This is a genomic window from Pseudomonas sp. 9_2_1 (genome assembly GCF_059295275.1).
Genome location: NZ_CM181239.1, coordinates 5,823,973 through 5,850,772, shown reverse-complemented (window position 1 = coordinate 5,850,772; position 26,800 = coordinate 5,823,973). Strand labels below are relative to the sequence as shown.

Below are 26,800 nucleotides of genomic sequence, written 5' to 3'. Positions count from 1 at the left end.
CGACAAAACGTTGCGCATGAACCAGCCGGCTTCAAGATAGTCTGTTCTGCGTAGAAAGAATTCCCGATGCGCCATTGCTGGCTCATCGCTACCCTGAGATAGCCGTCTTCCATGTTTGGTTCCAACGACGACAAGAAAGCGCCGGCCGAGGCTGGTGAAAAGAAAGGCCTGTTCAGCTGGTTTCGCAAGAAACCGCAGCAACCCGACTTGCCCGCGAATGAAGCCCCCGCCGTCGAGCCGCCAGTAGCCGCTCCGGTCGAGGTATCGCCTGCCGAAACACCGCATGCCGGCGAGCCCGTCAAGGCCCCTGCGGCTGCGCCGCTGGTTGAGCCGACGCAGGTCGCGGAATCCGTCCAGTACCCGGTAGCCGAAGCCTCCGAGGCTGAACCGGTTGCCGTTCAGCCGTTGCCGGCTCCGGAGCCGGTCGCGGTGCCGCCGCTGGATGCACCAGCCGTGCAGCCTGTCCAGGCCGCGCCGGCCGAGCCTGGCCCGGTCGTCGAGCAGGCCGCGCCAGTCAGCAACCTGGTATTGCCAGTCGCCGAAGAGCCTGTGGCCCTGGTGCCAGATCTGGAGCCCAAAGCGCCGCCCGTCATCCCTGAGCGTCCTGAGCCAGCGCCTGCTGCGCCGGTGGCCACCGCCGCGGTAGCGACCACCGTCGTCGAACCACAGGCTGAAGCCGCGCCCGCCGTGGCCGAGCAGGCCAAACCCGGCTTCTTCGCCCGCCTCAAGCAGGGCCTGTCGAAGACCAGCGCCAGCATCGGCGAGGGCATGGCCAGCCTGTTCATGGGCAAGAAAGTCATCGATGACGACCTGCTCGACGAAATCGAAACCCGCCTGCTGACCGCCGACGTCGGCGTGGAAGCCACGTCGGCCATCGTCCAGAACCTGACCCAGAAGGTCGCGCGCAAGCAGCTGGCCGATGCCGATGCCCTGTACAAGTCGCTGCAGGAAGAGCTGGCCGCGCTGCTGCGCCCGGTCGAGCAGCCGCTGAAGGTGCAGGCGCAGAACAAGCCCTACGTGATCCTGGTTGTTGGCGTGAACGGCGCCGGCAAAACCACCACCATCGGCAAGCTGGCCAAGAAGCTGCAGCTTGAAGGCAAGAAGGTGATGCTGGCCGCTGGCGATACCTTCCGCGCTGCAGCGGTCGAGCAGTTACAGGTGTGGGGCGAGCGCAACCAGATCCCGGTCATCGCTCAGCACACCGGTGCCGACTCCGCCTCGGTGATCTTCGATGCGGTGCAAGCCGCCAAGGCCCGTGGCGCCGATGTGCTGATCGCCGACACTGCCGGCCGCCTGCACACCAAGGACAACCTGATGGAGGAGCTGAAAAAGGTTCGCCGGGTCATCGGCAAGCTCGATGCCGACGCGCCGCACGAGGTGCTGCTGGTGCTCGATGCCGGCACCGGCCAGAACGCCATCAGCCAGGCCAAGTACTTCAACCAGAGCGTCGAACTGACCGGCCTGGCCCTGACCAAGCTGGACGGTACTGCCAAGGGCGGGGTGATCTTCGCCCTGGCCAAGCAGTTCAAGCTGCCCATCCGCTTCATCGGTGTCGGTGAAGGCATCGACGACCTGCGCACCTTTGAAGCCGAGCCGTTCGTCAAGGCTCTGTTCGCCGAGCGAGACTGACCATGATCCGATTCGAACAGGTTGCCAAGCGCTATCCCAATGGTCATGTGGGTTTGCATGAACTGAGTTTCCGGGCGCGCCGGGGCGAATTCCTGTTCGTCACAGGCCACTCGGGTGCTGGCAAAAGTACCCTGCTGCGCCTGCTGCTGGCCATGGAACGCCCGACCAGTGGCAAACTGCTGCTGGCAGGCCAGGACCTGGGCCAGATCAGCAATGCGCAGATCCCGTTCCTGCGCCGGCAGATCGGCGTGGTGTTCCAGAATCACCAACTGCTGTTCGACCGCACGGTGTTCAACAACATTGCCCTGCCGCTGCAGATTCTGGGCCTGTCCAAGGCAGAGATCAGCAAACGGGTGGACTCGGCGCTGGAGCGTGTATCGCTGGCCGACAAAGGCGAGCTGTTTCCGGCCGATCTGTCCACCGGGCAACAGCAACGGGTAGGTATTGCCCGCGCCATCGTTCACCAGCCGGCCCTGCTGCTGGCCGACGAACCCACCGGTAACCTCGACCCGCGCCTGGCTGCAGAGATCATGGGCGTGTTCGAGGACATCAACCGCCTGGGTACCACGGTATTGATCGCCAGCCACGACCTGGCACTGATTGCGCGCATGCGCCACCGCATGCTGACCTTGCAGCGCGGCCGCTTGATCGGCGATGGGGAGGCCGGGCAATGAGCACTACACGTACGCCGAAAGTTTCCGAGCGGGTTGCGCCGAAGCCGGCCGACCCGCAGCCGACGAAGAAAAAGCGCGGTGAAGACGATGACGGCCCGGATTTTCGCACCCTGCTGCATGCCTGGCTGGAAAGCCACCGTGCCAGCATGGCCGACAGCCTGCGCCGCCTTGGCAAGCAGCCTATCGGCAGCTTCTTTACCTGCCTGGTGATGGCGGTGGCGCTGAGCATGCCCATGGGCTTGTCGTTGCTGCTGAAGAACGTCGAACAGTTGGGTGGCTCGTGGCAGCGCGCTGCGCAGATTTCGCTATACCTCAAGCTCGATGCCGGTAGCCGCGATGGCGAGGCGCTGCGCGACGAGATCAAGGGTATGCCGGGGGTGTCGGACGCCCAGTATGTCAGCCGCGAGCAGGCGCTGGAGGAGTTCCAGCAGCAATCCGGCCTGGGCGAGGCCTTGCGTGAACTGCCTGATAATCCGCTGCCTGGTGTGGTGGTGGTGACCCCGACAGAGGTCGACAAACCGGCGCTGGAAGCCCTGCGTCAGCGGCTTTCGGAGCTGCCGCGGGTTGAAGTGGCACAGCTTGACCTGGTGTGGGTCGAGCGTCTGGCGGCGATTCTCAAGCTGGGTGACCGTTTCGTCTTCGGCCTGGCCGTGATGCTGATTTCGGCCCTGCTGTTAGTAATCGGTAACACAATTCGTCTACATATTGAAAACCGCCGTGTCGAGATCGAAGTGATCAAGCTGGTAGGTGGCACCGACGCCTATGTACGCCGGCCTTTCCTGTACATGGGCGCCCTGTATGGCCTGGGTGCGGGCCTGTTGGCGTGGGCCATCCTGGCGTTTGGCCTGAACTGGCTGAACGAGGCCGTAGTAGGGCTTTCCGGGCTGTACGGCAGTGACTTCGCCTTGGGCGGGGTGCCGGCGTCCGATGGTCTGTCGCTCTTGATCGGAGCGGTGCTGTTGGGGTATATCGGTGCATGGATTGCAGTCGCCCGCCACCTGAACGAGCTGGCGCCGCGATAGTTTTTACGTGCCAGCATTGACATTTTCTTCACTTTGGAACTTGTACCGTCGTTCCAGGTCAATGTTGGCAGCACCCACAAGGTGCGAGTCTGGTAAGTCGGAGGTTCTTGAATGACCACATCGTTGCAACCTGCCTATGCCCTGGTACCCGGTGCAAACCTGGAAGCCTATGTGCACACGGTCAACAGCATCCCGCTGCTGACGGTCGAGCAGGAGCGGGATCTGGGCGAGCGTCTCTATTATGAGCAGGATGTCGAGGCCGCTCGTCAAATGGTGATGGCCCACCTGCGTTTTGTCGTACACATTGCCCGTAGCTACGCCGGCTACGGGTTGGCCCAGGCCGACCTGATCCAGGAAGGCAACGTCGGCCTGATGAAAGCCGTCAAACGCTTCAACCCGGAAATGGGCGTGCGCCTGGTGTCTTTCGCCGTGCACTGGATCAAGGCAGAGATCCACGAGTTCATCCTGCGCAACTGGCGCATCGTCAAGGTGGCTACCACCAAGGCCCAGCGCAAGCTGTTCTTCAACCTGCGCAGCCAGAAAAAGCGCCTGGCCTGGCTGAACAATGACGAAGTGCATCGCGTAGCGGAAAGCCTTGGCGTCGAGCCGCGTGAAGTGCGCGAGATGGAAAGCCGCCTCAGCGGCCAGGACATGGCCTTCGACCCGGCAGCGGAAGCTGACGACGACAGCGCCTTCCAGTCGCCTGCGCATTACCTGGAAGACCACCGGTACGACCCGGCGGTGCAGCTGGAGGATGCCGACTGGAGCGATAACTCCACCAGCAACCTGCATGAAGCGCTGCAAGGGCTGGACGAGCGTAGCCGCGACATTCTGTATCAGCGCTGGTTGGCCGAAGAGAAAGCCACGTTGCATGAGCTGGCGGACAAGTACAGCGTTTCGGCTGAGCGCATTCGCCAGCTGGAGAAGAATGCGATGAACAAGGTCAAGGCGTTGATCGCTGTTTGATCCAGCCTTGGCTACACTGAAAAGCCGCTGGCCCTGATCGGGTGAGCGGCTTTTTTGTTTGTGGCTTCAAGGGCCTCTTCGCGGGCGTGCCCGCGAAAAGGCCCTTAAAGCTTCCGCGGAGTGTCGAGCTGCATCAGATAGCTGGGCCCACCCAACTGGCTCATCTGCCGGCGAATCCATCCGGCACGGCTGGCCACGTAGGCACTCGGCCGGCTGGCACTCCACTTGATCGGGCTCGGCAGCACCGCCGCCAGCTGCGCGGCCTGCTGACGGCTGAGCCGGCTGGCATCGACGCCAAAGTGATAGCGCGCCGCTGCCTGGGCGCCAAATACACCCTTGCCCCACTCGGCACTGTTCAGATAAACCTCGAGAATTCGTTCTTTCGACCAGAACAATTCGATCAGCGCGGTGAACCAGGCCTCCAGGCCCTTGCGCAGCCAACTGCGGCCCGACCACAGGAACAGGTTCTTGGCCACCTGCTGAGTGAGGGTGCTGGCACCACGCACGCTGCCACCGCGCTCGTTGTAGGCCAGTGCCGCCTGGATGGCCGGGATGTCAAAACCCCAGTGGCTGGCGAACTTCTGGTCTTCGCCAGCGATGACCGCGACCTTGAGCTCGTCGGAAATGTTTTCCCACGGCTGCCAGTCGCGCTGCAGGTCGATCGGCTCGCCATTCACCCAGGACTGTACCTTGCGCTCGACCATCAGGGCAGTGCCGGGCGGCGGCACCCAGCGAAACACCAGCACCAGCACGATGCTGCCGGCAGCAAACCAGAGCAGGGCACGGGTGAGGCGGCGAAGAAGGGTTGGCAGCATGTCGATGGCTTGGCCGTACGGGTGGAAGGGGCCATTATACAGACCCGATCCTAGGAGTCGTCCCATGCTTCGCAGCTTCCTCATGCTTGCCGCCTTTTTCGGCTTTACCGGGGTCGCCCTGGGTGCCTTCGCTGCCCACGGCCTGAAGAACCGGCTGACGGCGGACTACCTGGCGATTTTCCACACCGGTGTGACCTACCAGTTGGTCCATACCCTGGCGATCCTTGCCGTTGCGGTGCTTTCAGCGCACCTGCCGGGGCGCCTGGTCGGCTGGGCCGGCGGCCTGTTCGCCCTGGGCATTGTGCTGTTCTCCGGCAGCCTGTACCTGCTGACCCTCAGCGGCGTGAGCAAGCTGGGCATCATCACCCCAATCGGCGGCCTGTGCTTCCTCGCCGGCTGGCTGTGCCTGGGCCTGGCAGCCTGGCGGCTGGGCTGACCAAGTGGTCCACAATCGCGACTAATGGCGTGCACCGCCCTTGGGTTGCAGGGTGGTTCGGCGCTAGAATGCGGGCCCCAAAGAACAATGGTGGCCGTGCGCATGCGCATTCAACTGAACGGTGAACCTTACGAACTGCCTGCCGGCGAGAGCGTTGCAGCCCTGCTGACGCGTCTGGAGCTGGGCGGGCGCCGGGTTGCAGTGGAACTGAACCTGGACATCGTGCCGCGTAGCCAGCACGACAGCACGCTGCTGAACGACGGCGACCAGGTCGAAGTGGTCCACGCCATCGGTGGCGGCTGACAGCAGCCCGGCGGTTCACAAGCAAGCCCTGCAACCTTTTCCCGAGGAACAACGATGAGCAACGTTCGTAGCGACAAGCCCTTCACCCTGGCCGGGCGTACTTTCCAGTCGCGCCTGCTGGTCGGCACCGGCAAGTACCGTGACATGGAAGAAACCCGCCTGGCCACCGAGGCCTCGGGTGCCGAAATCGTCACTGTCGCCGTGCGCCGCACCAACCTTGGCCAGAATGCGGGCGAGCCGAACCTGCTCGACGTGCTGTCTCCCGACAAATACACCATCCTGCCGAACACCGCAGGCTGCTTCGATGCGGTGGAAGCCGTACGCACTTGCCGGCTGGCGCGCGAACTGCTCGATGGGCGCAAATCGCATGAGTCCCGGACGCTGGTGAAACTGGAAGTGCTGGCCGACCAGAAAACCCTGTTCCCCAACGTGATCGAAACCCTCAAGGCCGCCGAAGTGCTGGTCAAGGACGGTTTCGACGTGATGGTGTACACCAGCGATGACCCGATCATCGCCCGTCAGCTGGCCGAAGCCGGCTGCATCGCGGTCATGCCCCTGGCTGGCCTGATCGGTACCGGCCTGGGGATCTGCAACCCCTACAACCTGCAGATCATCCTGGAAGAATCCAAGGTACCGGTGCTGGTCGATGCCGGCGTGGGTACCGCTTCCGACGCCACCATTGCCATGGAGATGGGTTGCGAGGCCGTGCTGATGAACTCGGCCATCGCCCATGCCCAGCAGCCGGTGCTGATGGCCGAAGCCATGAAGCACGCCATCGTCGCTGGTCGCCTGGCCTACCTGGCCGGCCGCATGCCGAAGAAACTCTACGCCAGCGCCTCTTCGCCGCTGGATGGTCTGATCAAGTAAGAGCCACAGATGACTGAATCGCACGATACGCCGAGCACCCCTGACGGCGAAGCCCGCCCGCACCGCCGCATCAAGAGTTTCGTGATGCGCGCCGGGCGCATGACCGAAGGCCAGCAGCGCGGCCTGGACCAGGGCGGCCCGCTGTACATCCTGCCGCTGGCCGACAGCCCGGTGGACTACGACCAGGTATTCGGCCGTTCGGCGCCGCGCACCCTGGAGATCGGCTTCGGCATGGGCCATTCCCTGCTGGAAATGGCGGCTGCCGCGCCTGATCAGGACTTCATCGGCGTGGAAGTGCACCGCCCGGGTGTTGGCGCGCTGCTCAACGGCGTGCTGACCCAGGGGCTGAAGAACCTGCGGGTGTATGACTGCGATGCGATCGAAGTGCTGAACCGCTGCGTGGCGGACAACAGCCTCGACCGCTTGATGCTGTTCTTCCCCGACCCATGGCACAAGGCGCGCCATCACAAGCGCCGCATCGTCCAGCTGGAATTCGCCGAGCTGGTACGGCGCAAGCTCAAGCCCGGTGGCGTGTTCCACATGGCCACTGACTGGGAGCCGTATGCCGAGTACATGCTTGAAGTGATGAGCGCGGCCCCGGGCTACCGCAACCTTGCAGCCGACGGCAGCTACGTGCCACGCCCTGAAGAGCGCCCGATCACCAAGTTCGAACGTCGCGGTGAGCGGTTGGGGCATGGGGTGTGGGACTTGAAGTTCGAGAAGGTGGATTGATCGGCTGATCCGGCCTTTCGGTGCGCTGCTGCCTGCAGAAATGCAGGCGCAAAAAAACCGCCTTGAGAAAGGCGGTTTTTTTTATGTGAGCGACAGGACTGAGTATCCTTTCGCTCCGGGGCGTCACTGAAAACCCTCCACACGAAAATGTCGGGATTTCATGCGCGATCACTTCGATGACGCCCGCTAAAGGGTAGTCGGGTGGTAGGGCTGCCCTGGTTCTCCGGGGCAGCTTTTAGCAGGCTTACCCGCGGCGGTCAGCCACCACGCCAATGATCACCAGCACCACCAATAATACCGGCGCCAACGCATAGTTGTTGAACTGGCTCAGCCCCTTGACCACCCAAGGCGTGGCATAGATCAGCGCCGCACCGCTGCCGATCATCACCATCAGTGCCATGAACGGCACGCGCAGGGCACCCGCCAGACTGCCCAGGCGTTGTTCGGCCCAGCCTTTGACATCGCTGCCAAACAGCACCAGCAGGCAGCCTACCAAGGCCAGCGAAATCTCCGACAGGTTGCCGCGGCTCCAGCGGGAAACCGTCGCAAGCAGATCAAGTACCAGATCCATGGGTCGTCCTTAGGTCAAGAAATACTGCAGCAGGTCATTGAGGAACAACTGGCCCCGTGGCGTGGCTGCCAGTCGATCCGGTTCGACCTGCAAAAGGCCTTTTTGTTCGGCAGCACGGCGTGCCTCGCGCAGTTGCTCCAGTGGCAATCCGGTGCGCTGAGTAAACAGTTCAGCCTCCACGCCATCGGTGAGGCGCAGCGCATTCATCAGGAACTCGAACGGCAGCTCGTCCACTGGCAGCAGCTTCTCGCCGGCCTTGAACGGCTTGGCCAGGTTCAGGTAGTCCTTGGGCAGGCGGGTTTTCCAGGTACGCAGGATGCGCCCGTCGGCAAAGGTCAGCTTGCCGTGTGCGCCGGCGCCGATGCCGATGAAGTCGCCAAAGCGCCAGTAGTTGAGGTTGTGCCGGGCAGCACGGTCTGGCTGGGCATAGGCCGAAACCTCGTACTGGTGGTAACCGTGCCTGGCCATCAGCGCCTGGCCGGCTTCCTGGATGTCCCAGAGAATGTCGTCCTCCGGCAGCTCGGGTGGCTGGTTCCAGAACACCGTGTTCGGCTCCACGGTCAACTGATACCACGACAAGTGGGTCGGCCCCAGGTCGATGGCCTGGCGCAGATCGCCCAGTGCGTCGTCCAGCGACTGGTCGGGCAGCCCGTGCATCAGGTCCATGTTGAAGTTGTCGAAGCCGGCGGCGCGTGCCATGCCGGCGGCGCGGATCGCTTCATCACCATTGTGGATGCGCCCCAACGCCTGCAGCTTGGCCGGCTGGAAGCTCTGCACGCCGATCGAAAGGCGGTTGATGCCGGTCTGCCGATAGGCCTTGAACTTGTCCTGCTCGAACGTGCCGGGGTTGGCCTCCAGGGTGATCTCGATGTCGGGCGCGAACGGGATGCGCTGCTCCACGCCCCGCAGCAGCTGGCCAAGGGTATTGGCACTGAACAGGCTAGGGGTGCCGCCGCCGAAAAAGATCGAGCTGATCGGGCGGCCCTGTACGGCGGCCAGCTCCTGGTCGAGGTCGGTCAACAGGGCGGCGACGTAGGCGTCTTCCGGCAGTTCAGGGCCGGCAGCGTGGGAGTTGAAGTCGCAGTACGGGCATTTGCGTACGCACCACGGGATGTGGATGTACAGCGCCAGCGGCGGCAGGCTGGTAAAGCCGGCCACGCCGGAATGGGACAGCGTCGCGATCATGCCAGGCCCAGACGTTGGCGCAGCAGGACCATGGCGCGGGCGCGGTGGCTGAGCTGGTTCTTGTCTACCGGGGCCAGGTCGGCGCTGGAGCAGTTGCGCTCTGGTACCCAGAACAGCGGGTCGTAGCCAAAACCGTGCTCGCCGCTGGCCTGGAGCAGAATGCGCCCGTGCCACAGGCCTTCGCACAGGATCGGCAGCGGGTCGTCGGCATGCCGCACCAGCGCCAGCACGCAGACGAACTGGGCACCGCGTTCGGCTTCCGGCACGTCTTTCAGGGCTTCGAGCAGCTTGGCGTTGTTTGCCGCGTCGCCCTTGCCATCGGCATAGCGCGCCGAGTAGATGCCCGGTGCGCCGCCGAGAAAGTCCACCGCCAGGCCCGAATCGTCGGCCAGGGCCGGCAGGCCGGAAATGCGTGCGGCATTGCGTGCCTTGAGGATGGCGTTTTCAACGAACGACAGGCCGGTCTCTTCCGGCTCGACCTGGCTGAACTCGCCGATCGAGCGCAGTTGCACAGACTGGCCGAGCATGGCCTGGAGCTCCTTGAGTTTGCCGGCGTTGTGGCTGGCCAATACGAGTTGCTGGAAATTCATCATTCGCCTGGGAACACTTCCTGGTTGAAGCTGAGGGAGTTGCTGATGCCGCCGGTTTCGATATTCAGGTCGAAGGTGACGGTTTCGGGCTGTTCGATCTTGAACTGGGCGATGTAGTACACCGCGCCCGGTTCGGTAATCTGTTTGAACGACAGCGGGCTGCTGCGCCCGGTCAGGTCCTTGACCGTGCCGCTGACTAACGCCGTGGCAGGCTTGTTGGCCTTGAGCACTGCAACGTTGAGCACACCCTGGTTCTTGCTGCGCACCAGGCCGGTGGCTGCGGCCACCTCGGGTGTGAGCATGCTCGATGTGAAGGCGCTGTAGTGCACCGTCACATCGCCAAACACTTCCTTGCGCTCGGGGCGGGCGGCATCGGCAGCCAGCACCGGCAGGGCCAGGCACAGGCTGATCAGGAGCAGGGTCAGGCGACGCATGGGGTGATTCCTCCGCGGGGCGTCAGACTGCGACCTGGTGCTGTTGCAGGCCCGGGCTGCTGACGCGATAGATGCCGATCTCACCTAGAAGATTAGGCCAAAGCCGGCCGACCCACCCGTTGCGATGCAAGTGGTCGACCGCCAGGCGGTCGAGCACCTTGGCCCTGCGCTCGTGCACCAGTTCCTCGAAGTCGGCGAAGGTGCAGAAGTGGATGTTCGGCGTGTTGTACCAGGTATACGGCATGAAGTCCGACACCGGCATGCGGCCTTTGGTCGCCAGGTACCAACGGCAGCGCCAGTGGCCGAAGTTGGGGAAAGTGATGATGCACTGACGGCCCACACGCAGCATCTCGTCGAGGATGCGGTCAGGGTACTCCACGGCCTGCAGGGCCTGGGTCATGATCACCACGTCGAAACTGTTGCTGGCGAAGTTGCCCAGGCCTTTGTCCAGGTCCTGCTCGATGACGTTGACACCCTTGGCCACGCACGCGGCAATGTTGTCGGCGTCGATCTCCAGGCCATAGCCGGTGACCTGCTTGCGGTCACGCAGCGAGGCCAGCAGTTCGCCGCTGCCGCAGCCCAGGTCGAGTACCCGGCTGCCGGCGGGGATCCAGTCGTGGATGATTTCCAGATCGGCTCTCATGCTGTCCTCAGATGGCAATGCGGTTCATGTAGTTCGAGAAACCCTGCATGTAGCGAGGTGTGGGGATCAGGAAGGCATCGTGCCCGTAGGGCGAGTCGATCTCCAGGTAGCAGACGTTCTTGCGTGCGGCCATCAATGCGTCGACGATCTCGCGTGAGCGCGCCGGGGAGAAGCGCCAGTCGGTGGTGAACGACATGATGCAGTAGTCCGCCTTGACGTGGGCCAGCGTGGCAGCCAGGTCGCCGCCCTGGGCAGCTGCCGGGTCGAAGTAGTCCAGCGCCTTGGTCATCAGCAGGTAGGTGTTGGCGTCGAAACGCCCGGAAAACTCCTCGCCCTGGTAGCGCAGATAGCTTTCGACCTGGAACTCGACGCTGTGGAAGTCGTAGTTGAGCTTGTCGCTTTTCAGCTCACGGCCGAATTTTTCACCCATCGAGTCGTCGGACAGGTAGGTGATATGGCCGACCATGCGCGCCAGCATCAGCCCGCGCTTGGGGATCACACCCTGGTCCTGGAATGAACCACCGTGGAATTCGGGGTCGGTAAGAATGGCCTGGCGCGCTACTTCGTTGAAGGCGATGTTCTGTGCCGACAGCTTGGGCGCCGAAGCGATGTCGATGCAGTGGCGCACGCGGTCGGGGTAGCTGATGGTCCATTGCAGCGCCTGCATGCCGCCCAGGCTGCCGCCGACGATGGCGGCCCATTGCTGGATGCCAAGGCGCTCGCCCAGGCGTACCTGGCTGTGCACCCAGTCTTCCACGGTCAGTACCGGGAAGTCGGCGCCATACGGTTTGCCGGTGGCAGGGTTGGTGCTGCTGGGGCCGGTACTGCCGTTGCAGCCGCCGAGGTTGTTCAGGCTGACCACGAAGAACCGGTTGGTGTCGATGGGCTTGCCGGGGCCGATGCAGCTGTCCCACCAGCCCGGCTTGCGGTCGGTGGCGGCGTGATAGCCAGCGGCATGGTGGTGGCCGGACAGGGCATGGCAGATCAGAACGGCGTTGCTCGCGCTGGCGTTCAGGGTGCCATAGGTCTCGTAGACCAGTTCATAACTGGCCAGCGAACGGCCACAGGCCAGGGCCAGCGGTTCATCGAACCGGGCGGTTTGCGGTACTACCAGACCGACGGAATCTTCGGGAAAGACAGTGGACATCGACCCTGCTCACGCTTGACGGAGGCGTAAGTCTAAAGAGCGCTACCCCCAGCGGCAAGCGAAGGCTTGCGCCGGGGGCAACCAAGGTCAGTTGAGGCTCAGATCATGCGCCACAGTTCTTGTGGCATGCCGGCGTAGGCAGCCAGCGGGGGCATGACGAACGACTGGATCACCTGGATAGCCAGGAAGGCGAAAATCGGCGAAATATCCATGCCACCCAGGTTGGGCACGATGCGGCGGAACGGCGCCAGCACCGGCTCGCTGATCTGGTAGGCCAGCTCGGCCGCGGGGTTGTGGCTGTTGGGGGCAACCCACGAAACGATCACCATGACGATCATCGCTACCCAGAAAATCTTCAGGAACAGCGAGGTGATGCCGATGATCGCCCACATCAGCAGGTGCAGCACGTCGCCGAAGGTGCCGTAGGTAACCATCAGCACAAAGCCCATCAACAGGGCCTGGATGATGATCGCCAGCAGCAGCGACGAGGTGTCCAGACCGGCGACACTCGGGATGACACGGCGGATCGGCTTTAGCAGAGGCTGTGTGGCGCGGACGGCGAACTGGCACAGGGGGTTGTAGAAGTTGGCCTTGACCAGTTGCAGGACGAAGCGCAGCAGAACGATCACCAGGTACAGGCTGACCAGGGTTTGCACCACGAAGATCGCGGCGCCGGACAGTGCATTCATTTAAAGCTCCTTATTTGCCCAGTTGCTCGGCCAGCTCGGCGGAACGTGTGGCCGCAGCCTGCAGCGCCTGCTCGACGATGGCTTCGAAGCCGCTGGCCTGGAACGACTTGATCGCCGCTTCGGTGGTGCCGGCAGGCGAGGTCACACGGCGGCGCAGTTCGGCGGCATCGACGTCGCTGGCTACCGCCATGCGGGCGGCGCCCAAGGCCGTCTGCAAGGTCAGCTGGGACGCGGTTTCGCGCGGCAGGCCCAGTTTTTCGCCCGCTGCCGTCATGGCCTCGATCAACAGGAAGAAGTACGCCGGGCCGCTGCCGGAGACGGCGGTCACGGCGTCCAGCTGCTGTTCCTGCTGTAACCACAGGGCAGTGCCGACGGCTGACAGCAGTTGTTCGGCCTGTTGGCGTTGTGCTTCGGACACTTCGGCGGTGGCATACAGGCCGCTGACACCCTGGCGCAGCAGTGCCGGGGTGTTGGGCATGCAGCGCACCACCGGGCGAGCGCCCACCCAGCTTTGCAGGCTGGCGCAGGTGATGCCTGCGGCGATGGACACGATCAGCTGGCCGTCCTGCAGGTGGGGTTGCAAGGCTTGGCACACGGCTTTCATGACCTGCGGCTTGACCGCGAGCACGATCACGTCGGCACGGTCGATGGCCTGGGCGTTGTCCTCGAAGGTTGCAATGCCGTGTTCGGCCTGGATGCGGGTGCGGGTGTCGGCGCCCGGGTCGCTGGCGCGGATATGCGAGGCGTCCAGGCCCTGGGCACGCAGACCACCGATCAGGCTGGCGGCCATGTTGCCGGCGCCGATAAAGGCTATACGGGTCTTGCTCATGTCAGGTCCTTTTGGAAAAGAGTGAGTTAAGCATGGAGTCAGGCGTGGTTGCTGTAGTCGCGGGCACCGAACAGGGCGGTGCCGATCCGTACCCAGGTTGCGCCCTGTGCGATGGCGGCTTCCAGGTCGTGGCTCATGCCCATGGACAGGGTGTCCAGGCCAAGCCCAAGTTCTTCCTGCAGTTGGCGCAGGCTGGCGAAGGCGCGCTCCTGAGCTGCACGGTCATCGGTGGGCTCGGGAATGGCCATCAGGCCGCGCAGATGCAGGTTGGGCAGCGCAGCCACCGCCTTGGCCAAGGCTGGCAGGTCGGCGGGGGCGCAGCCGGACTTGCTGTCTTCGCCACTGACATTCACCTGCAGGCAGATATTCAGCGGCGCCAGCCCGGCAGGGCGCTGCTCCGACAGGCGTTGGGCGATTTTCAGGCGGTCCACGGAATGTACCCAGTCGAAATGCTCGGCAATGGCTTTGGTCTTGTTCGACTGAATGGGGCCGATGAAGTGCCAGATCAAGGGTAGGTCTCTGAGTTCCTGCTGCTTTGTCAGCGCTTCCTGTAGGTAGTTTTCACCGAAGTCGCGTACGCCAGCGGCGTGGACCTCACGGATGGCGCTGGCGGGCTTGGTCTTGCTCACGGCCAGCAACTGGACGCTGGTCGGCTCACGCCCGGCAGCCTGGGCAGCACTGGCGATGCGGGCGGAAATCGCGGAAAGGTTGTCTGCTAGGGTGGACATGGATCGATGCCGGCAGCTGTAGGGTCTGCCGCATTCTACCTACTTGAAGGCCGTTGGGGAGTCTCATGGATGTGACCGACCTATTGGCCCGGGCCCTGGACGCAGGGGCTTCGGACCTGCACCTGGCAGCGGGCCAGATACCGATGCTGCGCCTGGATGGCGAGTTACGGCGCATGGCGCTACCACCCTTGGGCCAGGCTGCGCTGATCGACGCCATGGCCGCGGTGCTGGATGAAGACCAGAGCCGGCAGTGGGGCCAAGGCGATGAACTGGACCTGGCGCTGGAACTGCCCGGACTCGGGCGCTTCCGGCTCAACCTGTTTCGCCAGTTGAACGGCGCTGGGGTTACCTGGCGCCTGATCCCGGGGTGCATTGCCACGGTGGATGAGCTCGACCTCGCTGATGTGTTTCAAGCTGTTGCGCAATGCCGTGATGGCTTGATTCTCGTGGGTGGGCCGACTGGCAGCGGCAAGTCCAGCACCCTGGCGACGGTAATTGATCAGCTGAACCGGGATCGGGCGCTGCATATCATCACCCTGGAAGACCCGGTCGAGGTTATCCACAGCAGCCAGCGTAGCCTGATCAACCAGCGCGAGATCGGTCGGCATTGCAGCAGCTTTGCCCAGGGGTTGCGCAGTGCGCTGCGCCAGGACCCGGACGTGATCATGATTGGTGAGCTGCGAGACCTGGAAACCATTCGCCTGGCGCTGCGGGCCGCCGAGACGGGGCACCTGGTGCTGGCGACCGTACATACACGGTCAGCAATGAGCAGCATTGACCGGTTGGTTGAGGTCTTTGCTGCCGAGGAGAAGCCGTTGGTGCGGGCAATGCTGGCCGAGTCGTTGCGCTTGGTGGTGGCGCAGGTGCTGGTCAAGCGTGCAGATGGTGGGCGGGTTGCCGCGCGGGAGGTGCTGGTGGCGACACCGGCGGTGCGCAACCTGGTCAGGGAAGGGCGGATGGCGCAGTTGTGTTCGGTGATGCAGGCGGGTGGGGCGCAGGGGATGCGGACGATGGAGGGGGCTTTGCGGAGGCTGAAAGAGAAAGGGTTGATCAGGGACTGGTAGTGTTTGTGCCAGCCTCTTCAAGGGTTTACCCGCGAAGAGGCCGCACCTGTCAACGCTTGGCCAGGCTCAGCTGCTGCTGTTCTTTCGGCAGCACCCGCTTGGCCACTACGTAATGCTTCTGCCAGTAAGGCTTGCTCAGGTTGTCGATGCTCACCCGCTTGCCACGCCGCGGGGCGTGGATAAAGCGATCGTTGCCCAGGTAGATGGCAACGTGGTTTACCCGGCGGCTTTTGATGTTGAAGAAAATCAGGTCGCCGGGCTTCAGGTCACCCTTGGCTACCTTGACGCCGTGGCCCTGGGCCATGGCGTTGGAGGTGCGCGGCAGGTCGACGTCAGCGACATCGTTGAAGGCGTACTTCACCAGGCCACTGCAATCGAAGCCTTTTTTCGGGCTGCTGCCACCCCAGACGTAGGGGGTGCCGAGTACGTTCACCGCACGGCTGAGCACGTCGCTGCTCTGCTTCGGCGACATGGCGGCGACCGGCATGCTGCGGTTGCTGCTGGCGGCGTTGCCAGGCCGGGCCCGCAGCGCGGTCTGCTTGACCGGTGCGTGTTTCACCGAGGCATTGGTGGTGTAGCCGGTGAAACCATTGGGAAGACGTTGCTCACGATTGGTGGCGTGGGCTGCCAGGGGCAATAATAGGCAGAGGGTCAGCCATGTCTTGAGTAAAGGCGGCATAGATGAAGCTCTTATGAATAGTTATGTGTTGGGCGCGCAACTTTATAACAGCTTTTTGATCAATCTTTGATCCGTTGGTCGATTCAACGGCTGCCATACGTCGGCCTGCGATCAAAAAGTCACATTTTTTCTTAGAAAATTTTCAGATAACCCAAAGGGGCTATGAATGAACAGTTATCAACAGGGGGCGCCCTTTCACGACACGCACAGCAAGGTCATTGGCTACCTGCTGTGGATTTTCGGCTTCACCGGCTCGCATCGCTTCTACTACGGCAAGCCGATAACCGGGACCATCTGGTTCTTCACCTTCGGCCTGCTGGGTATCGGCTGGCTGATCGACCTGTTCCTGATCCCGTCCATGGACCGTGAGGCTGACCTGAGGTTCCAGTCCGGGCGCATCGACTACAACATCGCCTGGATCCTGCTGACCTTCCTCGGGATTTTTGGCCTGCACCGGCTGTATCAGGGGAAGTGGGTGACCGCGATCATCTACTTCTTCACCGGCGGCCTGTTCCTGGTGGGCGTGCTGTATGACTTCTGGACGCTGAACAGCCAGGTTTCCGAAAGGAACGCCGGGCGGGGATGAGGGCTTCGTGACGTGACAGGGGGCGCAAAGCGCCCCCTGTGTGCAGGTTACTGGCGGGTTTGGCGCTGTTGCAGCAAGAGGTTGCTGAAGCCTGCTCCGGCCAGCTGTTTCTGCGCGCCGGTCAGCTGTTCACGGTTGCTGAACGGCCCGACAAGCACGCGGTACCAGGTTTCATCCTTGACCGTACCCGATTCCACCTTCACCGACTGCCCAAGAAGAATGATCTGCGCGCGCACTTTGTCGGCGTCCGCCTGTTTGCGGAACGAGCCGGCCTGCAGGAAGAACTGGGTAGTCGCCGCCGGCTTGATCACCGGTGGTGCCGGTGGCGGGGTTTGGCCCAGCAGTGCCGCCTGCGCCCTTGCAGTGTCGATCTTCGCCGCTTCTGCCTGTGTCACCGGGGTTACCGGCTGGGCTGGCACGGGTGGCGTTTTCTCGGGCACCGCCTCGGGCGGTACGATCACCTCGGACTCCGGCAGCAGGGTATAGAAGTCGTACTTCGGCTTCACCGGCTGTTGCGGGGTGGCCTGCCCTGGCTTGCTGGCTTCGGCCACTTTCTCCGGCTTCTGCTGCTCGGGCTTGGCGCGCTTGATGTCGTCGCCACCGGGCTCGAGCTTCATCAGGAATACGATGAACGCGCCTACGGTCAGGCCGACCGCCAGCCATACCCAGCCTGGGATGGGCTGTTTGGCCGGCGCCGTCTGGCGGCTGGCGCCGCGTTTTGGGGCAGGTTTTTTCTTGGCAGCCAACTTACATGCGCTCCAGGGTTTCCAGGCCGAGCAGTTCCAGACCTTGTTTGAGGGTGCGGCCAGTCAGGGCCGCCAGGCGCAGGCGGCTCTGCTGCTGCTGCGGGGTTTCGGCGGCGAGGATCGGGCAGTTCTCGTAGAAGCTGGAGAACAGCCCGGCCAGGTCGTACAGGTAGCTGCACAGGACGTGCGGGGTGCCTTTTTCGGCGACGCTGTTCAGGACCTCGCCGAACTGCGCCAGGCGCGCGGCCAGGTCCTGCTCGTGCGGGGCCTGCAGCACGATGCTGCCGTCGACTTCGTCAAAGCCCTTGCCCAGCTTGCGGAACACACCGGCTACGCGGGTGTAGGCGTACAGCAGGTAAGGGGCGGTGTTGCCTTCGAAGTTGAGCATCAGCTCGAAGTTGAAGCTGTAGTCGCTGGTGCGGTGCTTGGACAGGTCGGCGTATTTCACTGCGCCGATGCCCACCACTTCGCCGATGTGGCGCAGGTCTTCGTCGGCCAGGCTCGGGTTCTTTTCCTTGACCAGCGCGTAGGCGCGCTCCTTGGCCTCGGTGAGCAGGTCGATCAGCTTCACGGTGCCGCCGTCACGGGTCTTGAACGGGCGGCCGTCGGCGCCGTTCATGGTGCCGAAGCCCATGTGCTCCATCTGCATCGGGTGGCCGACAAAGCCTGCGCGGCGCGCCACTTCGAACACCTGGTTGAAGTGCAGGGCCTGGCGCTGGTCGACGAAGTACAGGGCGCGGTCAGCCTTGAGCACGTTGCTGCGGTAGCGTACGGCTGCCAGGTCGGTGGTGGCGTACAGGTAGCCGCCGTCGGCCTTCTGCACGATCACCGGCAGGGGCTCGCCTTCGCTGTTCTTGAACTCGTCGAGGAACACGCACTGGGCGCCTTGGTCCTCGACCAGCAGGCCTTTGGCCTTGAGGTCGGCAACCACATTGGCCAGGTCGTCGTTGTAGGCGCTTTCGCCCATCACGTCGGCCATGGTCAGTTTGACGTTGAGCAGCTCGTAGGTCTTCTGGCAGTGCGACAGCGAGATGTCCTTGAAACGCGTCCACAGGGCCAGGCACTCCGGGTCGCCGGCTTGCAGCTTGACCACCAGGCCGCGCGCGCGGGTGGCGAACTCTTCGGACTCGTCGAAGCGCTTCTTGGCGGCGCGGTAGAAGTTTTCCAGGTCCGACAGCTCGTCGCTGGTGATCGGGTTTTCCTGCAGGTAGGCCATCAGCATGCCGAACTGGGTACCCCAGTCGCCCACGTGGTTCTGGCGGATCACGTTGTCGCCGAGAAACTCGAGCACCCGCGCCACACTGTCACCTATGATGGTCGAGCGCAGGTGGCCAACGTGCATTTCCTTGGCCAGGTTGGGTGCCGACATGTCGATCACCACCTTTTGCACAGGGCCGGCCTTGCGCGCGCCCAGGTGGGCATCGGCCAGGGCGGCATCCAGGCGGCTGGCCAGGGCGTCGGTGTTCTGGAAGAAGTTCAGGAAGCCGGGGCCGGCGATTTCCACCTTGCTGATGTCGGCGCTGGCCGGCAGTGCGTTGATCAGTTTTTCGGCGAGGTCGCGTGGCTTCATGCCGGCCGGCTTGGCCAGCATCATGGCGATGTTGCTGGCGAAATCGCCGTGGGTCTTGTCCCGGGCGTTTTCCACCTGGATCGCCGGCGACAGCCCGTCAGGCAGCACACCGTCGTTGACGAGTTGGGTGAGGGCTTGCTGGATCAGCTGGCGAATGGTGTCTTTCATGGGGATCTCTTTTCGACCGCAAGCGCGGTGAGCGCCTGGATGCGCAGGTGGAAAAACTGGGCATTATCCGTGGCTGGGAGCGGGTTGCCAACCTTTGAGCTGCAAGCCGCAAGCTCAGTAGAGGTCGACCGGGTCGACATCCAGCGACCAACGTACCTGCCGCCCGCTCGGCAACTGCTCCAACACTAACAACCACGCGCTGATCAGTCGATGCAAAGGCGCCCGGGTGTTGGCCTGTATCAATAGTTGCGCGCGGAAGCGCCCGGCGCGCCGTTCCATGGGGGCGGGCACCGGCCCCAGCAGCTCGACGCCCGGCAGGCGCTGTTCGGCCACCAGGCGTTCGGCAGCGGCGCAAGCCTCGTCGAGGAAGCCTTCGGCTTGCCCCGGCTTGTGCGCTTCGGCACGTAGCAAAGCCAGGTGGGAGTAGGGCGGCAGCCCTGCTGCCCGGCGTTCGTCCAGGGCCTGCTCGGCAAAGGCGAAATAGCCTTGTTCGGTAAGTTGTACCAGCAGCGGATGGTCGGACAGGTGGGTCTGGATGATGACCTTGCCGGGCTCTTCGGCACGCCCGGCACGTCCGGCCACCTGCACGATCAGCTGCGCCATGCGTTCGCTGGCGCGAAAATCGCCGGAGAACAGCCCGCCATCGGCATCGAGGATGGCCACCAGGGTTACCCGCGGAAAGTGGTGGCCCTTGGCAAGCATCTGGGTGCCAACCAGGATGCTTGGCTGGCCGCGCTGGATGGTGCTGAACAGGTTGTGCATGGCGTCCTTGCGCGAGGTGCTGTCGCGGTCCACCCGCAGGATCGGGTAGTCCGGGAACAGCACCTTCAGGCGTTCCTCGGCCCGCTCGGTGCCAGCGCCGACCGGGCGCAGGTCAACGTGGTTGCATTTCGGGCACTGGTGCGGCAGGCGTTCGTCGTAACCGCAGTGGTGGCAGCGCAGCACCGCAGAGCGCTGGTGCACGGTCATGCGCGCGTCGCAGCGCGGGCATTCGGACAACCAGCCGCAATCGTGGCACAGCAAGGTGGGGGCAAAACCGCGGCGGTTGAGGAACACCAGTACTTGCTGGCCGGCTTCCAGTGTCTGGCGGATTGCCTGCTGCAGCGGGCCGCTGATGCCGCTGTCCAGTGGCAGGCTCTTCACATCCAGGCGCAGCATGCGCGGCGGGCGGGCGCCGCCTGCGCGCTGGTTCATGCGCAGCAGGCGGTAGCGGCCAGTAAGGGCGTTGTGCAGGGTTTCCAGGGACGGCGTGGCGGAGCCGAGCAGAATCGGGATGTTTTCCTGGTGAGCGCGTACCAGCGCCAGGTCGCGGGCGTGGTAGCGCAAGCCCTCCTGCTGTTTATAGGAGCCGTCGTGCTCTTCGTCGATGATGATCAGGCCAGGGTTCTTCATTGGCGTGAACAGGGCCGAGCGGGTGCCGATGATGATGTCTGCCTCGCCGTCCCGTGCGGCCAGCCAGGCGTCAAGGCGCTCGCGGTCGCTCACCGCTGAATGCACCAGGGCGATGCGGGCATTGAAACGCTGCTCGAAACGCGCCAGGGTCTGCGGGCCGAGGTTGATTTCGGGGATCAGCACCAGCGCCTGCTTGCCGGCTTCCAGGGTTTCGCGGATCAGTTGCAGGTACACCTCGGTCTTGCCGCTGCCGGTGACGCCGGCCAGCAGAAATGCGCCAAAGCCGCCGAAGCCTTCGCGCACGGCCTCGAAGGCGTCTTGCTGCTCTTCGTTGAGCGGCAGCTCGGGCTGGGCCAGCCAGTGTTCATGGCGTAGCGCTGGCAAGTGGCGGCGGACCTCTATCTGCACCAGCTCCTTGGCCAGCAGCAGGTCGAGGCTGTCCTTGTTCAGGTTGAGCTTGGCCAGCAGGCTGTGGGCCACGCCATGCGGGTGTTGGCCCAGGGTTTTCAGGGCATCGCGCTGGCGCGGCGCACGGGCAATGCGCGGGTCTTCCAGGCGGGCACCGGGTGCTATGTGCCAGAAGCGTTCCTGGCGCATCTCGGCGGCTTCGCCCTGGCGCAGCAACGTCGGCAAGGCCCAGCTCAGCGTGTCGCCCAGGCTGTGCTGGTAGTACTGGGCGGTCCACAGGCAAAGCTTGAACAATGCCGGTGGGATCGGCGACACCGGGTCGAGCAGGGCGCTGGCTGGCTTCAGCTTGTCGGCAGGTACTTCGCTTTGTGCGCAGACCTCCACCAGCACACCGATCATTTCGCGGCGGCCGAAGGGCACGCGGATGCGCATGCCCGGGGTCAGGGCCTGGCGCGCCATGCTCGCCGGCGCCTTGTAGTCGAACAGGCGGCGCAACGGGGAGGGCAGGGCAAGGCGCAGGATGACGTCGGACACGCGAAAAGTCTCGGAGGGTATTACAGGACTGGCGAGCCTAGCAGACGACGGTCGGTGCAAGCGACAACTTGCGCTGGCGCTGTGCTCTGGTATTATTTGCCGCCTAATTACGTGCGGTATTCAACAATTGGTGTTGGGTGGCGGCACGCAGCTCGAGGAAGTGACCATGAAAGAAGGTATCCACCCGAACTACGAAGTAGTTGCAGTCACCTGCAGCTGCGGCAACAAGTTCGAAAGCCGTTCGACCCTGGGCAGCACCCTGTCGATCGACGTTTGCAACCTGTGCCACCCGTTCTATACCGGTAAGCAGAAAGTCCTGGACACCGGTGGTCGCGTACAGAAGTTCGCCGATCGCTTCGGTATGTTCGGTACCAAGAAGTAATCATGCGCATGGCGAACCCCTCGGGTTTCGCATTGCTGCAAAAAAAGGCGCCCCTTGTGGGCGCTTTTTTTATGGGCGTCATCTGGCATGTCCCGGCCCTGGCCTTCTGCCCGCTGCCGGAGCGGCCGCAGCAGGTGGCGGTGCGCCAGGTGGTGGATGGCGATACCGTGCGCCTGGTCGATGGCCGCAGCGTCCGGCTGATCGGCATCAATGCCCCGGAACTCGGCCGTAACGGGCGCAGCAGCGAACCCTATGCCGAGGCTGCCAAGCGTCGCCTCCAGGCCTTGGTCAAGGCCAGTGACGGGCGTGTCGGGCTGGTGCGGGGTGCTGAAGGCAAAGACAGATACGGCCGCACGCTGGCACATATCTACGGCCGCAATGGCGACAATCTGCAAGCACAGTTGCTCAGCGAGGGCTTGGGCTACCGCGTGGCGGTGGCGCCGAATGTGCGCCTCAGCAGCTGCCTGCAGCTTGCCGAGCAGGCAGCGCGCAAGGCCGGGGCCGGGATGTGGCGGCGTTCGCCGGTGGTACGTGCGAGTGATGTCAGACAATCAGGTTTCGCCCTGATCGGTGGCCGTATCGAAGGCATCGAGCGCAATCGCGGCGGCGTCTGGCTGACCCTGGGCAATAGCGTGGTGTTGCAGGTTCCCGCTCGTCTGCAGCGCAACTTCCCCGCCAGCTTCTTCGATAACCTCAAGGGACGCCAGGTCGAAGCGCGCGGTTGGGTGCTGGATCGTTCCCGCAAGGGCGGCCTCAAGCCCGGGCAGCGGCGCTGGGTGTTGCCATTGACCGATCCGAGCATGTTGGAGCGAACTTCAGGCTGAAAGATGTAGACATTTCGCTATGAGATTGTACACACTGTGAGCCGTATGCCCCCGTGGGTTATAGCGTAAAGTCGTAGCCTAAAGGCCTTGACACAAGTGACCGACCAGTCTTGTGACTCCCCGGCTCTTTGCGTATCCTCGGCGGTCCGTCAGAACAGTAAATAGCGGAATGCCCACCATGTCAGACCTGAAAACCGCCGCTCTCGAATACCACGCTCAACCTCGTCCGGGGAAACTGAGCGTCGAGCTTTCCAAGCCCACCGCCACCGCCCGTGACCTCGCCCTGGCCTACAGCCCAGGTGTTGCAGAGCCTGTGCGTGAAATCGGCCGTGATCCAGAGCTGGCTTACAAATACACCGGCAAAGGCAACCTGGTTGCGGTGATTTCCGATGGCACCGCCATCCTCGGTCTGGGCGACCTCGGCCCACTGGCTTCCAAGCCGGTCATGGAAGGCAAGGGTGTTCTGTTCAAGCGTTTTGCAGGTATCGATGTGTTCGACATCGAAGTCGAATCGGAAAGCCCGCAAGCCTTCATCGACACCGTACGCCGCATTTCGATCACCTTCGGTGGCATCAACCTCGAAGACATCAAGGCACCTGAGTGCTTTGAAATCGAGCGCACGCTGATTGAACAATGCGATATCCCGGTCTTCCACGATGACCAGCACGGCACCGCCATCGTCACTGCGGCCGGCATGATCAACGCCCTGGAAATCGCCGGCAAGAAGCTCGAAGAAGCGAAGATCGTTTGCCTGGGTGCCGGCGCTGCCGCCATCTCCTGCATGAAGCTGCTGGTGAGCATGGGCGCCAAGGTCGAAAACATCTACATGATCGACCGCAGCGGCGTGATCCACGCTGGCCGTGATGACCTGAACCAGTACAAGGCACAGTTCGCCCACGCTACCGACAAGCGTACCCTGGCTGACGCGCTCAACGGCGCCGACGTGTTCGTAGGCCTGTCCGGCCCGAACCTGCTGAGCCCGGAAGGCCTGAAGTCGATGGCTGCCAACCCGATCGTGTTCGCCTGCTCGAACCCGGACCCGGAAATCTCGCCAGAGCTGGCCCACGCCACGCGCAACGACGTGATCATGGCTACCGGTCGTTCCGACTACCCGAACCAGGTCAACAACGTACTGGGCTTCCCGTTCATCTTCCGTGGTGCCCTGGACGTTCGCGCCAAGCGCATCAACGAAGAAATGAAGATCGCTGCCGCCATCGCCCTGAAAGACCTGGCCAAGCTGCCGGTGCCGAAAGAAGTCTGTGAAGCCTACGGCGTCGACGGCCTGGAATTCGGCCGTGAGTACATCATTCCGAAGCCGCTGGACGCTCGCCTGATCACCGTCGTTTCCGACGCCGTGGCCAAGGCCGCCATCGAATCCGGCGTGGCTACCCTGCCGTATCCGAAGCACTACCCGCTGACCAGCGTGGATGAGGTGTTCAACGGCTGATTGCCGTTGTAGCTGTCATTAAGAAGCCCCGGCTCTTGTGAGTCGGGGCTTTTTTGTGGGCGGTGGGAATGTGTCAGGGCTAACAGGTGCTTGCCACAGCATTTTTGGCGCCTGTGAGATCGAGCGCCGCCCGCGCAGCGCTCGATTTACGCGCCCACGCAAAACCAGAGTCGGGCACCTAGCCAGCATCCAGCCTTAGAACAGATCCATCGGCGCCGCTTCATCCGCTGGCAGCGGGCTACCCGGTACCGAACCATTGCCCAGTTCATCCACCGACGGCGGTGAATCTTCGGCCTTGAACAGCTCGAAGTAGGCGTTCGGTGTGCCCGGCGAGGCGGCGCGGCCGCTGACCGGATCGACGCGCAGGCTGAGGATGCCTTCCGGCTCTGCCGGCGCATGCGCAGGCTTGTCCTTGAGCGCCGCACCCATGAAGCTCATCCAGATCGGCAGCGCTGCGGTGCCACCGTATTCGCGGCGGCCGAGGGTTTCTGGCTGGTCGAAACCCACCCACACGGTTGTCACGTAATCGGCGTTGTAACCGGAGAACCAGGCGTCCTTCGACTCGTTGGTGGTACCGGTCTTGCCCGCCAGATCGGTGCGGCCCAGGGCAAGCGCCCGGCGGCCGGTACCACGCTTGATCACGTCCTGCAGCATGCTGGTGAGAATGTAGGTGGTGCGCCCGTCGATGATCTGTTCGGCGATGGCCGGCACCTGCGGTGCAGGCGCCACCTGGCCGAAGGCCGAGGGCGCTTCGCCTGGCAGGGCAGCAGTACTGATCGGCTGTTCGGGCGCAGCCAGGCCTGCCTGGTCCTCGCTGCCTTGCGGTACGCGAGGCGGGTTGGCGGTGAACAGAGTCTCGCCGCTGCGGCTTTCGATGCGGTCGATCAGGTACGGGGTGATCTTGTAGCCGCCATTGGCAAAGGTGCTCCAGCCGGTGGCGATCTCCATCGGCGTGAGGGTGGCGGTACCCAGGGCCAGCGACAGGTTGCGCGGCAGGTCCTGCTTGTTGAAGCCGAACTTGGCGATGTAGTCGATGGTGCGGTCAACGCCCATGGCCTGCAGCAGGCGGATCGATACCAGGTTACGCGACTTGTACAGCGCTTCGCGCATGCGGATCGGGCCGAGGAAGGTGTTGGTGTCGTTCTTCGGCCGCCACACTTTATCCACGGACTCGTCGACGAACACGATCGGCGCATCGTTGACAAGGCTGGACGCGGTGTAGCCGCTGTCCAGGGCCGCGCTGTAGATGAATGGCTTGAAACTCGAACCTGGCTGGCGCTTGGCCTGCATGGCACGGTTGTAGTTGCTTTGCTCGAACGAGAAGCCGCCCACCAGTGCCCGGATGGCGCCATTGTAAGGGTCCAGGGTAACCAGGGCGCTTTGTGCACCTGGCACCTGGCTGAACTTGAGCTTGCCATCCTCAAGGCGTTGCAGGCGCACCAGGTCACCGACCTGAGCCACGTCAGCCGGCGACTGCGGTGCGCGGCCCATGGAGTTGGTATTGATGAACGGGCGCGCCCATTTCATGGTGTCCCAGGCGACCTCGGCTTCCTGGCCGTCACGGGTCAAAACCCGGAGGCCGGTTTTTTCTACCTGGGTGACGATGGCCGGCTCCAGGCCGCCAAGGGTGCGCTGCTTGCCCAGTTCCTGCAGCCAGGCTGCCTGGGTGCGGCCCGGGAAGCGTGCTTCGGGGCCGCGATAGCCGTGGCGCTCATCGTAGTCGGAGAGGCCGCCGAGGATGGCCTTGTTAGCCATCTCCTGCATGTCGCTGGGCACTGTGGTGGTGACGCGGAAGCCTTCGGTGTAGGCCTCGCTGCCGTAGCGGCCGACCATTTCGGCGCGGGCCATTTCTGCAATGTAAGGCGCGTTCACTTCCGGGGTCGGCACGTGGTAACTGGCGTTCAGCGGTTCGGCCAGTGCGGCCTGGTAGCTGGCCTGGTCGATCTTGCCCAGCTTGTACATGCGGCCGAGGATCCAGTCGCGGCGCTCCTTGGCGCGCGCCGGGTTGGCCAGCGGGTTGAAACGCGACGGTGCCTTGGGCAGGCCGGCGATCATCGCCATCTGCGCCAGGCTCACGTCGCGGATCGACTTGCCGTAGTACACCTGCGCGGCGGCATCGATGCCGTAGGCGCGGTTGCCCAGGTAGATCTTGTTCACATACAGCTCAAGGATCTCGTCCTTGGTCAGTTCGCGCTCGATCTGCAGGGCCAGCAGAATTTCGTTGGTCTTGCGCGAGAAGCTGCGTTCGCTGGTCAGGAAGAAGTTCTTGGCCACCTGCATGGTGATGGTGCTGCCGCCGGTCTGGATGTGCCCGGTCTTTACCAGCTGGGTCGCGGCGCGCATCAGGCTGCTGGGGTCTACGCCATAGTGGTTGAGGAAATTGTCGTCCTCGGCTGACAGCAGTGCCTGAATGAATTGTGGGGGGATTTCCGCGAAGCGGATCGGCGAGCGGCGCATTTCGCCAAATTCGGCGATCAGTTTGCCATCGCTGCTGTACACCCTGAGGGGGATCTGCAACTGGATGCTTCTGAGGGACTCGACCGAGGGCAGGCTGGGGCTAAGATACAGAAACGCACCGCTCACACCGAGTACGAGCGCGCAGATGACTGCGACGGAAGACCACCAGAAGAACTTCAGCAGACGTATCAAGGCTTTTCGGTGTCCAGGTTGGGAGTGGATTGCACGCAGGTCCAGCGGACCAGAAAACGCTGGGCATTATAAGCATTTTTTCGCCTCTCCG

At 63.4% G+C, this 26,800-nt stretch carries 28 protein-coding genes; 13 read left to right on the top strand and 15 right to left on the bottom strand.

The window, feature by feature from the left end; translation table 11 throughout:
• Window positions 1-111: 111 nt before the first annotated feature.
• The 4 genes from ftsY (at window position 112) to rpoH (ending at window position 4,291) form a co-directional block, all read left to right on the top strand.
• Complete coding sequence (gene ftsY, locus AC5O5I_RS26505) at window positions 112-1,629, top strand: signal recognition particle-docking protein FtsY (protein ID WP_494511802.1); 1,518 nt, start codon at window positions 112-114, stop codon at window positions 1,627-1,629.
• A 2-nt stretch (window positions 1,630-1,631) separates the two neighbouring features.
• On the top strand, window positions 1,632-2,303 hold the full coding sequence (gene ftsE / locus AC5O5I_RS26500; protein ID WP_172287395.1) for a cell division ATP-binding protein FtsE: 672 nt from the start codon (window positions 1,632-1,634) through the stop codon (window positions 2,301-2,303).
• The gene (gene ftsX, locus AC5O5I_RS26495) at window positions 2,300-3,325 is read left to right on the top strand and encodes a permease-like cell division protein FtsX (RefSeq protein ID WP_172287394.1); all 1,026 of its coding nucleotides are present in this window, start codon (window positions 2,300-2,302) and stop codon (window positions 3,323-3,325) included. The genes ftsE and ftsX overlap by 4 nt, the downstream gene beginning before the upstream one ends.
• Before the next feature lie 111 nt (window positions 3,326-3,436).
• Window positions 3,437-4,291, top strand: coding sequence for an RNA polymerase sigma factor RpoH (gene rpoH, locus AC5O5I_RS26490; protein WP_015272155.1), 855 nt, complete (start codon window positions 3,437-3,439; stop codon window positions 4,289-4,291).
• A 104-nt stretch (window positions 4,292-4,395) separates the two neighbouring features.
• Here rpoH and mtgA read toward each other — a convergent pair whose 3' ends face one another.
• A complete protein-coding gene (gene mtgA / locus AC5O5I_RS26485) occupies window positions 4,396-5,106 on the bottom strand; it encodes a monofunctional biosynthetic peptidoglycan transglycosylase (RefSeq protein ID WP_172228362.1) in 711 nt (236 codons plus the stop codon).
• Window positions 5,107-5,170: 64 nt separating this feature from the next.
• Here mtgA and AC5O5I_RS26480 point away from each other — a divergent pair, with 64 nt between their 5' ends.
• The 4 genes from AC5O5I_RS26480 (at window position 5,171) to trmB (ending at window position 7,444) form a co-directional block, all read left to right on the top strand.
• On the top strand, window positions 5,171-5,542 hold the full coding sequence (locus AC5O5I_RS26480; protein ID WP_172228364.1) for a DUF423 domain-containing protein: 372 nt from the start codon (window positions 5,171-5,173) through the stop codon (window positions 5,540-5,542).
• A gap of 102 nt (window positions 5,543-5,644) precedes the next feature.
• Complete coding sequence (gene thiS, locus AC5O5I_RS26475) at window positions 5,645-5,845, top strand: sulfur carrier protein ThiS (RefSeq protein ID WP_172228366.1); 201 nt, start codon at window positions 5,645-5,647, stop codon at window positions 5,843-5,845.
• A gap of 54 nt (window positions 5,846-5,899) precedes the next feature.
• Window positions 5,900-6,712: a thiazole synthase gene (locus AC5O5I_RS26470; protein WP_028698437.1), complete on the top strand. Its 813-nt coding sequence runs from the start codon at window positions 5,900-5,902 to the stop codon at window positions 6,710-6,712.
• 9 nt (window positions 6,713-6,721) lie between these two features.
• Entirely contained in the window at window positions 6,722-7,444 is a 723-nt protein-coding gene (gene trmB / locus AC5O5I_RS26465) for a tRNA (guanosine(46)-N7)-methyltransferase TrmB (RefSeq protein WP_172287393.1), read from the top strand.
• Between the two features lie 244 nt (window positions 7,445-7,688).
• Here trmB and AC5O5I_RS26460 read toward each other — a convergent pair whose 3' ends face one another.
• From AC5O5I_RS26460 to AC5O5I_RS26420, 9 genes are all read right to left on the bottom strand, one after another.
• Window positions 7,689-8,015: a DUF3392 domain-containing protein gene (locus AC5O5I_RS26460; RefSeq protein WP_172228370.1), complete on the bottom strand. Its 327-nt coding sequence runs from the start codon at window positions 8,013-8,015 to the stop codon at window positions 7,689-7,691.
• A 9-nt stretch (window positions 8,016-8,024) separates the two neighbouring features.
• Complete coding sequence (hemW, locus tag AC5O5I_RS26455; RefSeq protein ID WP_494511801.1) at window positions 8,025-9,200, bottom strand: radical SAM family heme chaperone HemW; 1,176 nt, start codon at window positions 9,198-9,200, stop codon at window positions 8,025-8,027.
• Entirely contained in the window at window positions 9,197-9,793 is a 597-nt protein-coding gene (gene rdgB, locus AC5O5I_RS26450; RefSeq protein ID WP_172228374.1) for an RdgB/HAM1 family non-canonical purine NTP pyrophosphatase, read from the bottom strand. The genes hemW and rdgB overlap by 4 nt, the downstream gene beginning before the upstream one ends.
• Complete coding sequence (locus AC5O5I_RS26445) at window positions 9,790-10,224, bottom strand: DUF4426 domain-containing protein (RefSeq protein WP_172228376.1); 435 nt, start codon at window positions 10,222-10,224, stop codon at window positions 9,790-9,792. The genes rdgB and AC5O5I_RS26445 overlap by 4 nt, the downstream gene beginning before the upstream one ends.
• Before the next feature lie 22 nt (window positions 10,225-10,246).
• Window positions 10,247-10,867, bottom strand: a complete 621-nt coding sequence (metW, locus tag AC5O5I_RS26440) for a methionine biosynthesis protein MetW (RefSeq protein ID WP_494511800.1) — start codon at window positions 10,865-10,867, stop codon at window positions 10,247-10,249.
• A gap of 7 nt (window positions 10,868-10,874) precedes the next feature.
• Window positions 10,875-12,014, bottom strand: coding sequence for a homoserine O-succinyltransferase MetX (gene metX, locus AC5O5I_RS26435; RefSeq protein ID WP_172226024.1), 1,140 nt, complete (start codon window positions 12,012-12,014; stop codon window positions 10,875-10,877).
• Window positions 12,015-12,112: 98 nt separating this feature from the next.
• Window positions 12,113-12,703 carry a YggT family protein gene (locus tag AC5O5I_RS26430; protein ID WP_172226027.1) on the bottom strand — a complete coding sequence of 197 codons (591 nt, stop codon included), beginning with the start codon at window positions 12,701-12,703 and terminating at the stop codon, window positions 12,113-12,115.
• 10 nt (window positions 12,704-12,713) lie between these two features.
• On the bottom strand, window positions 12,714-13,532 hold the full coding sequence (gene proC, locus AC5O5I_RS26425) for a pyrroline-5-carboxylate reductase (RefSeq protein ID WP_494511799.1): 819 nt from the start codon (window positions 13,530-13,532) through the stop codon (window positions 12,714-12,716).
• 38 nt (window positions 13,533-13,570) lie between these two features.
• Window positions 13,571-14,260, bottom strand: coding sequence for a YggS family pyridoxal phosphate-dependent enzyme (locus AC5O5I_RS26420; protein WP_494511798.1), 690 nt, complete (start codon window positions 14,258-14,260; stop codon window positions 13,571-13,573).
• 65 nt (window positions 14,261-14,325) lie between these two features.
• Here AC5O5I_RS26420 and AC5O5I_RS26415 point away from each other — a divergent pair, with 65 nt between their 5' ends.
• On the top strand, window positions 14,326-15,324 hold the full coding sequence (locus AC5O5I_RS26415) for a type IV pilus twitching motility protein PilT (protein ID WP_172226036.1): 999 nt from the start codon (window positions 14,326-14,328) through the stop codon (window positions 15,322-15,324).
• A 49-nt stretch (window positions 15,325-15,373) separates the two neighbouring features.
• Here the strand turns inward: AC5O5I_RS26415 and AC5O5I_RS26410 are convergent, their stop codons facing one another.
• Complete coding sequence (locus AC5O5I_RS26410) at window positions 15,374-16,003, bottom strand: C40 family peptidase (protein WP_494511797.1); 630 nt, start codon at window positions 16,001-16,003, stop codon at window positions 15,374-15,376.
• A 166-nt stretch (window positions 16,004-16,169) separates the two neighbouring features.
• Between AC5O5I_RS26410 and AC5O5I_RS26405 the strand changes: the two genes are divergently transcribed.
• The gene (locus AC5O5I_RS26405; protein WP_172288272.1) at window positions 16,170-16,589 is read left to right on the top strand and encodes an NINE protein; all 420 of its coding nucleotides are present in this window, start codon (window positions 16,170-16,172) and stop codon (window positions 16,587-16,589) included.
• Window positions 16,590-16,636: 47 nt separating this feature from the next.
• Here AC5O5I_RS26405 and AC5O5I_RS26400 read toward each other — a convergent pair whose 3' ends face one another.
• The 3 genes from AC5O5I_RS26400 to AC5O5I_RS26390 all read right to left on the bottom strand — a co-directional run bounded on the left by AC5O5I_RS26400 (window position 16,637) and on the right by AC5O5I_RS26390 (window position 21,407).
• On the bottom strand, window positions 16,637-17,335 hold the full coding sequence (locus tag AC5O5I_RS26400) for an SPOR domain-containing protein (protein ID WP_172226092.1): 699 nt from the start codon (window positions 17,333-17,335) through the stop codon (window positions 16,637-16,639).
• Between the two features lies 1 nt (window position 17,336).
• Complete coding sequence (gene argS, locus AC5O5I_RS26395; RefSeq protein WP_494511796.1) at window positions 17,337-19,073, bottom strand: arginine--tRNA ligase; 1,737 nt, start codon at window positions 19,071-19,073, stop codon at window positions 17,337-17,339.
• A 114-nt stretch (window positions 19,074-19,187) separates the two neighbouring features.
• Window positions 19,188-21,407 (bottom strand): primosomal protein N', encoded by a 2,220-nt coding sequence (locus tag AC5O5I_RS26390; protein ID WP_172226098.1) that lies wholly within the window; start codon window positions 21,405-21,407, stop codon window positions 19,188-19,190.
• Between the two features lie 166 nt (window positions 21,408-21,573).
• Here AC5O5I_RS26390 and rpmE point away from each other — a divergent pair, with 166 nt between their 5' ends.
• The 3 genes from rpmE (at window position 21,574) to AC5O5I_RS26375 (ending at window position 24,060) form a co-directional block, all read left to right on the top strand.
• Window positions 21,574-21,789: a 50S ribosomal protein L31 gene (rpmE, locus tag AC5O5I_RS26385; protein WP_172226101.1), complete on the top strand. Its 216-nt coding sequence runs from the start codon at window positions 21,574-21,576 to the stop codon at window positions 21,787-21,789.
• A 2-nt stretch (window positions 21,790-21,791) separates the two neighbouring features.
• The gene (locus tag AC5O5I_RS26380; protein ID WP_494511795.1) at window positions 21,792-22,613 is read left to right on the top strand and encodes a thermonuclease family protein; all 822 of its coding nucleotides are present in this window, start codon (window positions 21,792-21,794) and stop codon (window positions 22,611-22,613) included.
• A 178-nt stretch (window positions 22,614-22,791) separates the two neighbouring features.
• Window positions 22,792-24,060, top strand: a complete 1,269-nt coding sequence (locus AC5O5I_RS26375; protein WP_172226107.1) for a malic enzyme-like NAD(P)-binding protein — start codon at window positions 22,792-22,794, stop codon at window positions 24,058-24,060.
• A gap of 195 nt (window positions 24,061-24,255) precedes the next feature.
• Here the strand turns inward: AC5O5I_RS26375 and AC5O5I_RS26370 are convergent, their stop codons facing one another.
• Window positions 24,256-26,706, bottom strand: a complete 2,451-nt coding sequence (locus tag AC5O5I_RS26370) for a penicillin-binding protein 1A (RefSeq protein WP_494512792.1) — start codon at window positions 26,704-26,706, stop codon at window positions 24,256-24,258.
• Window positions 26,707-26,800 lie beyond the last annotated feature (94 nt).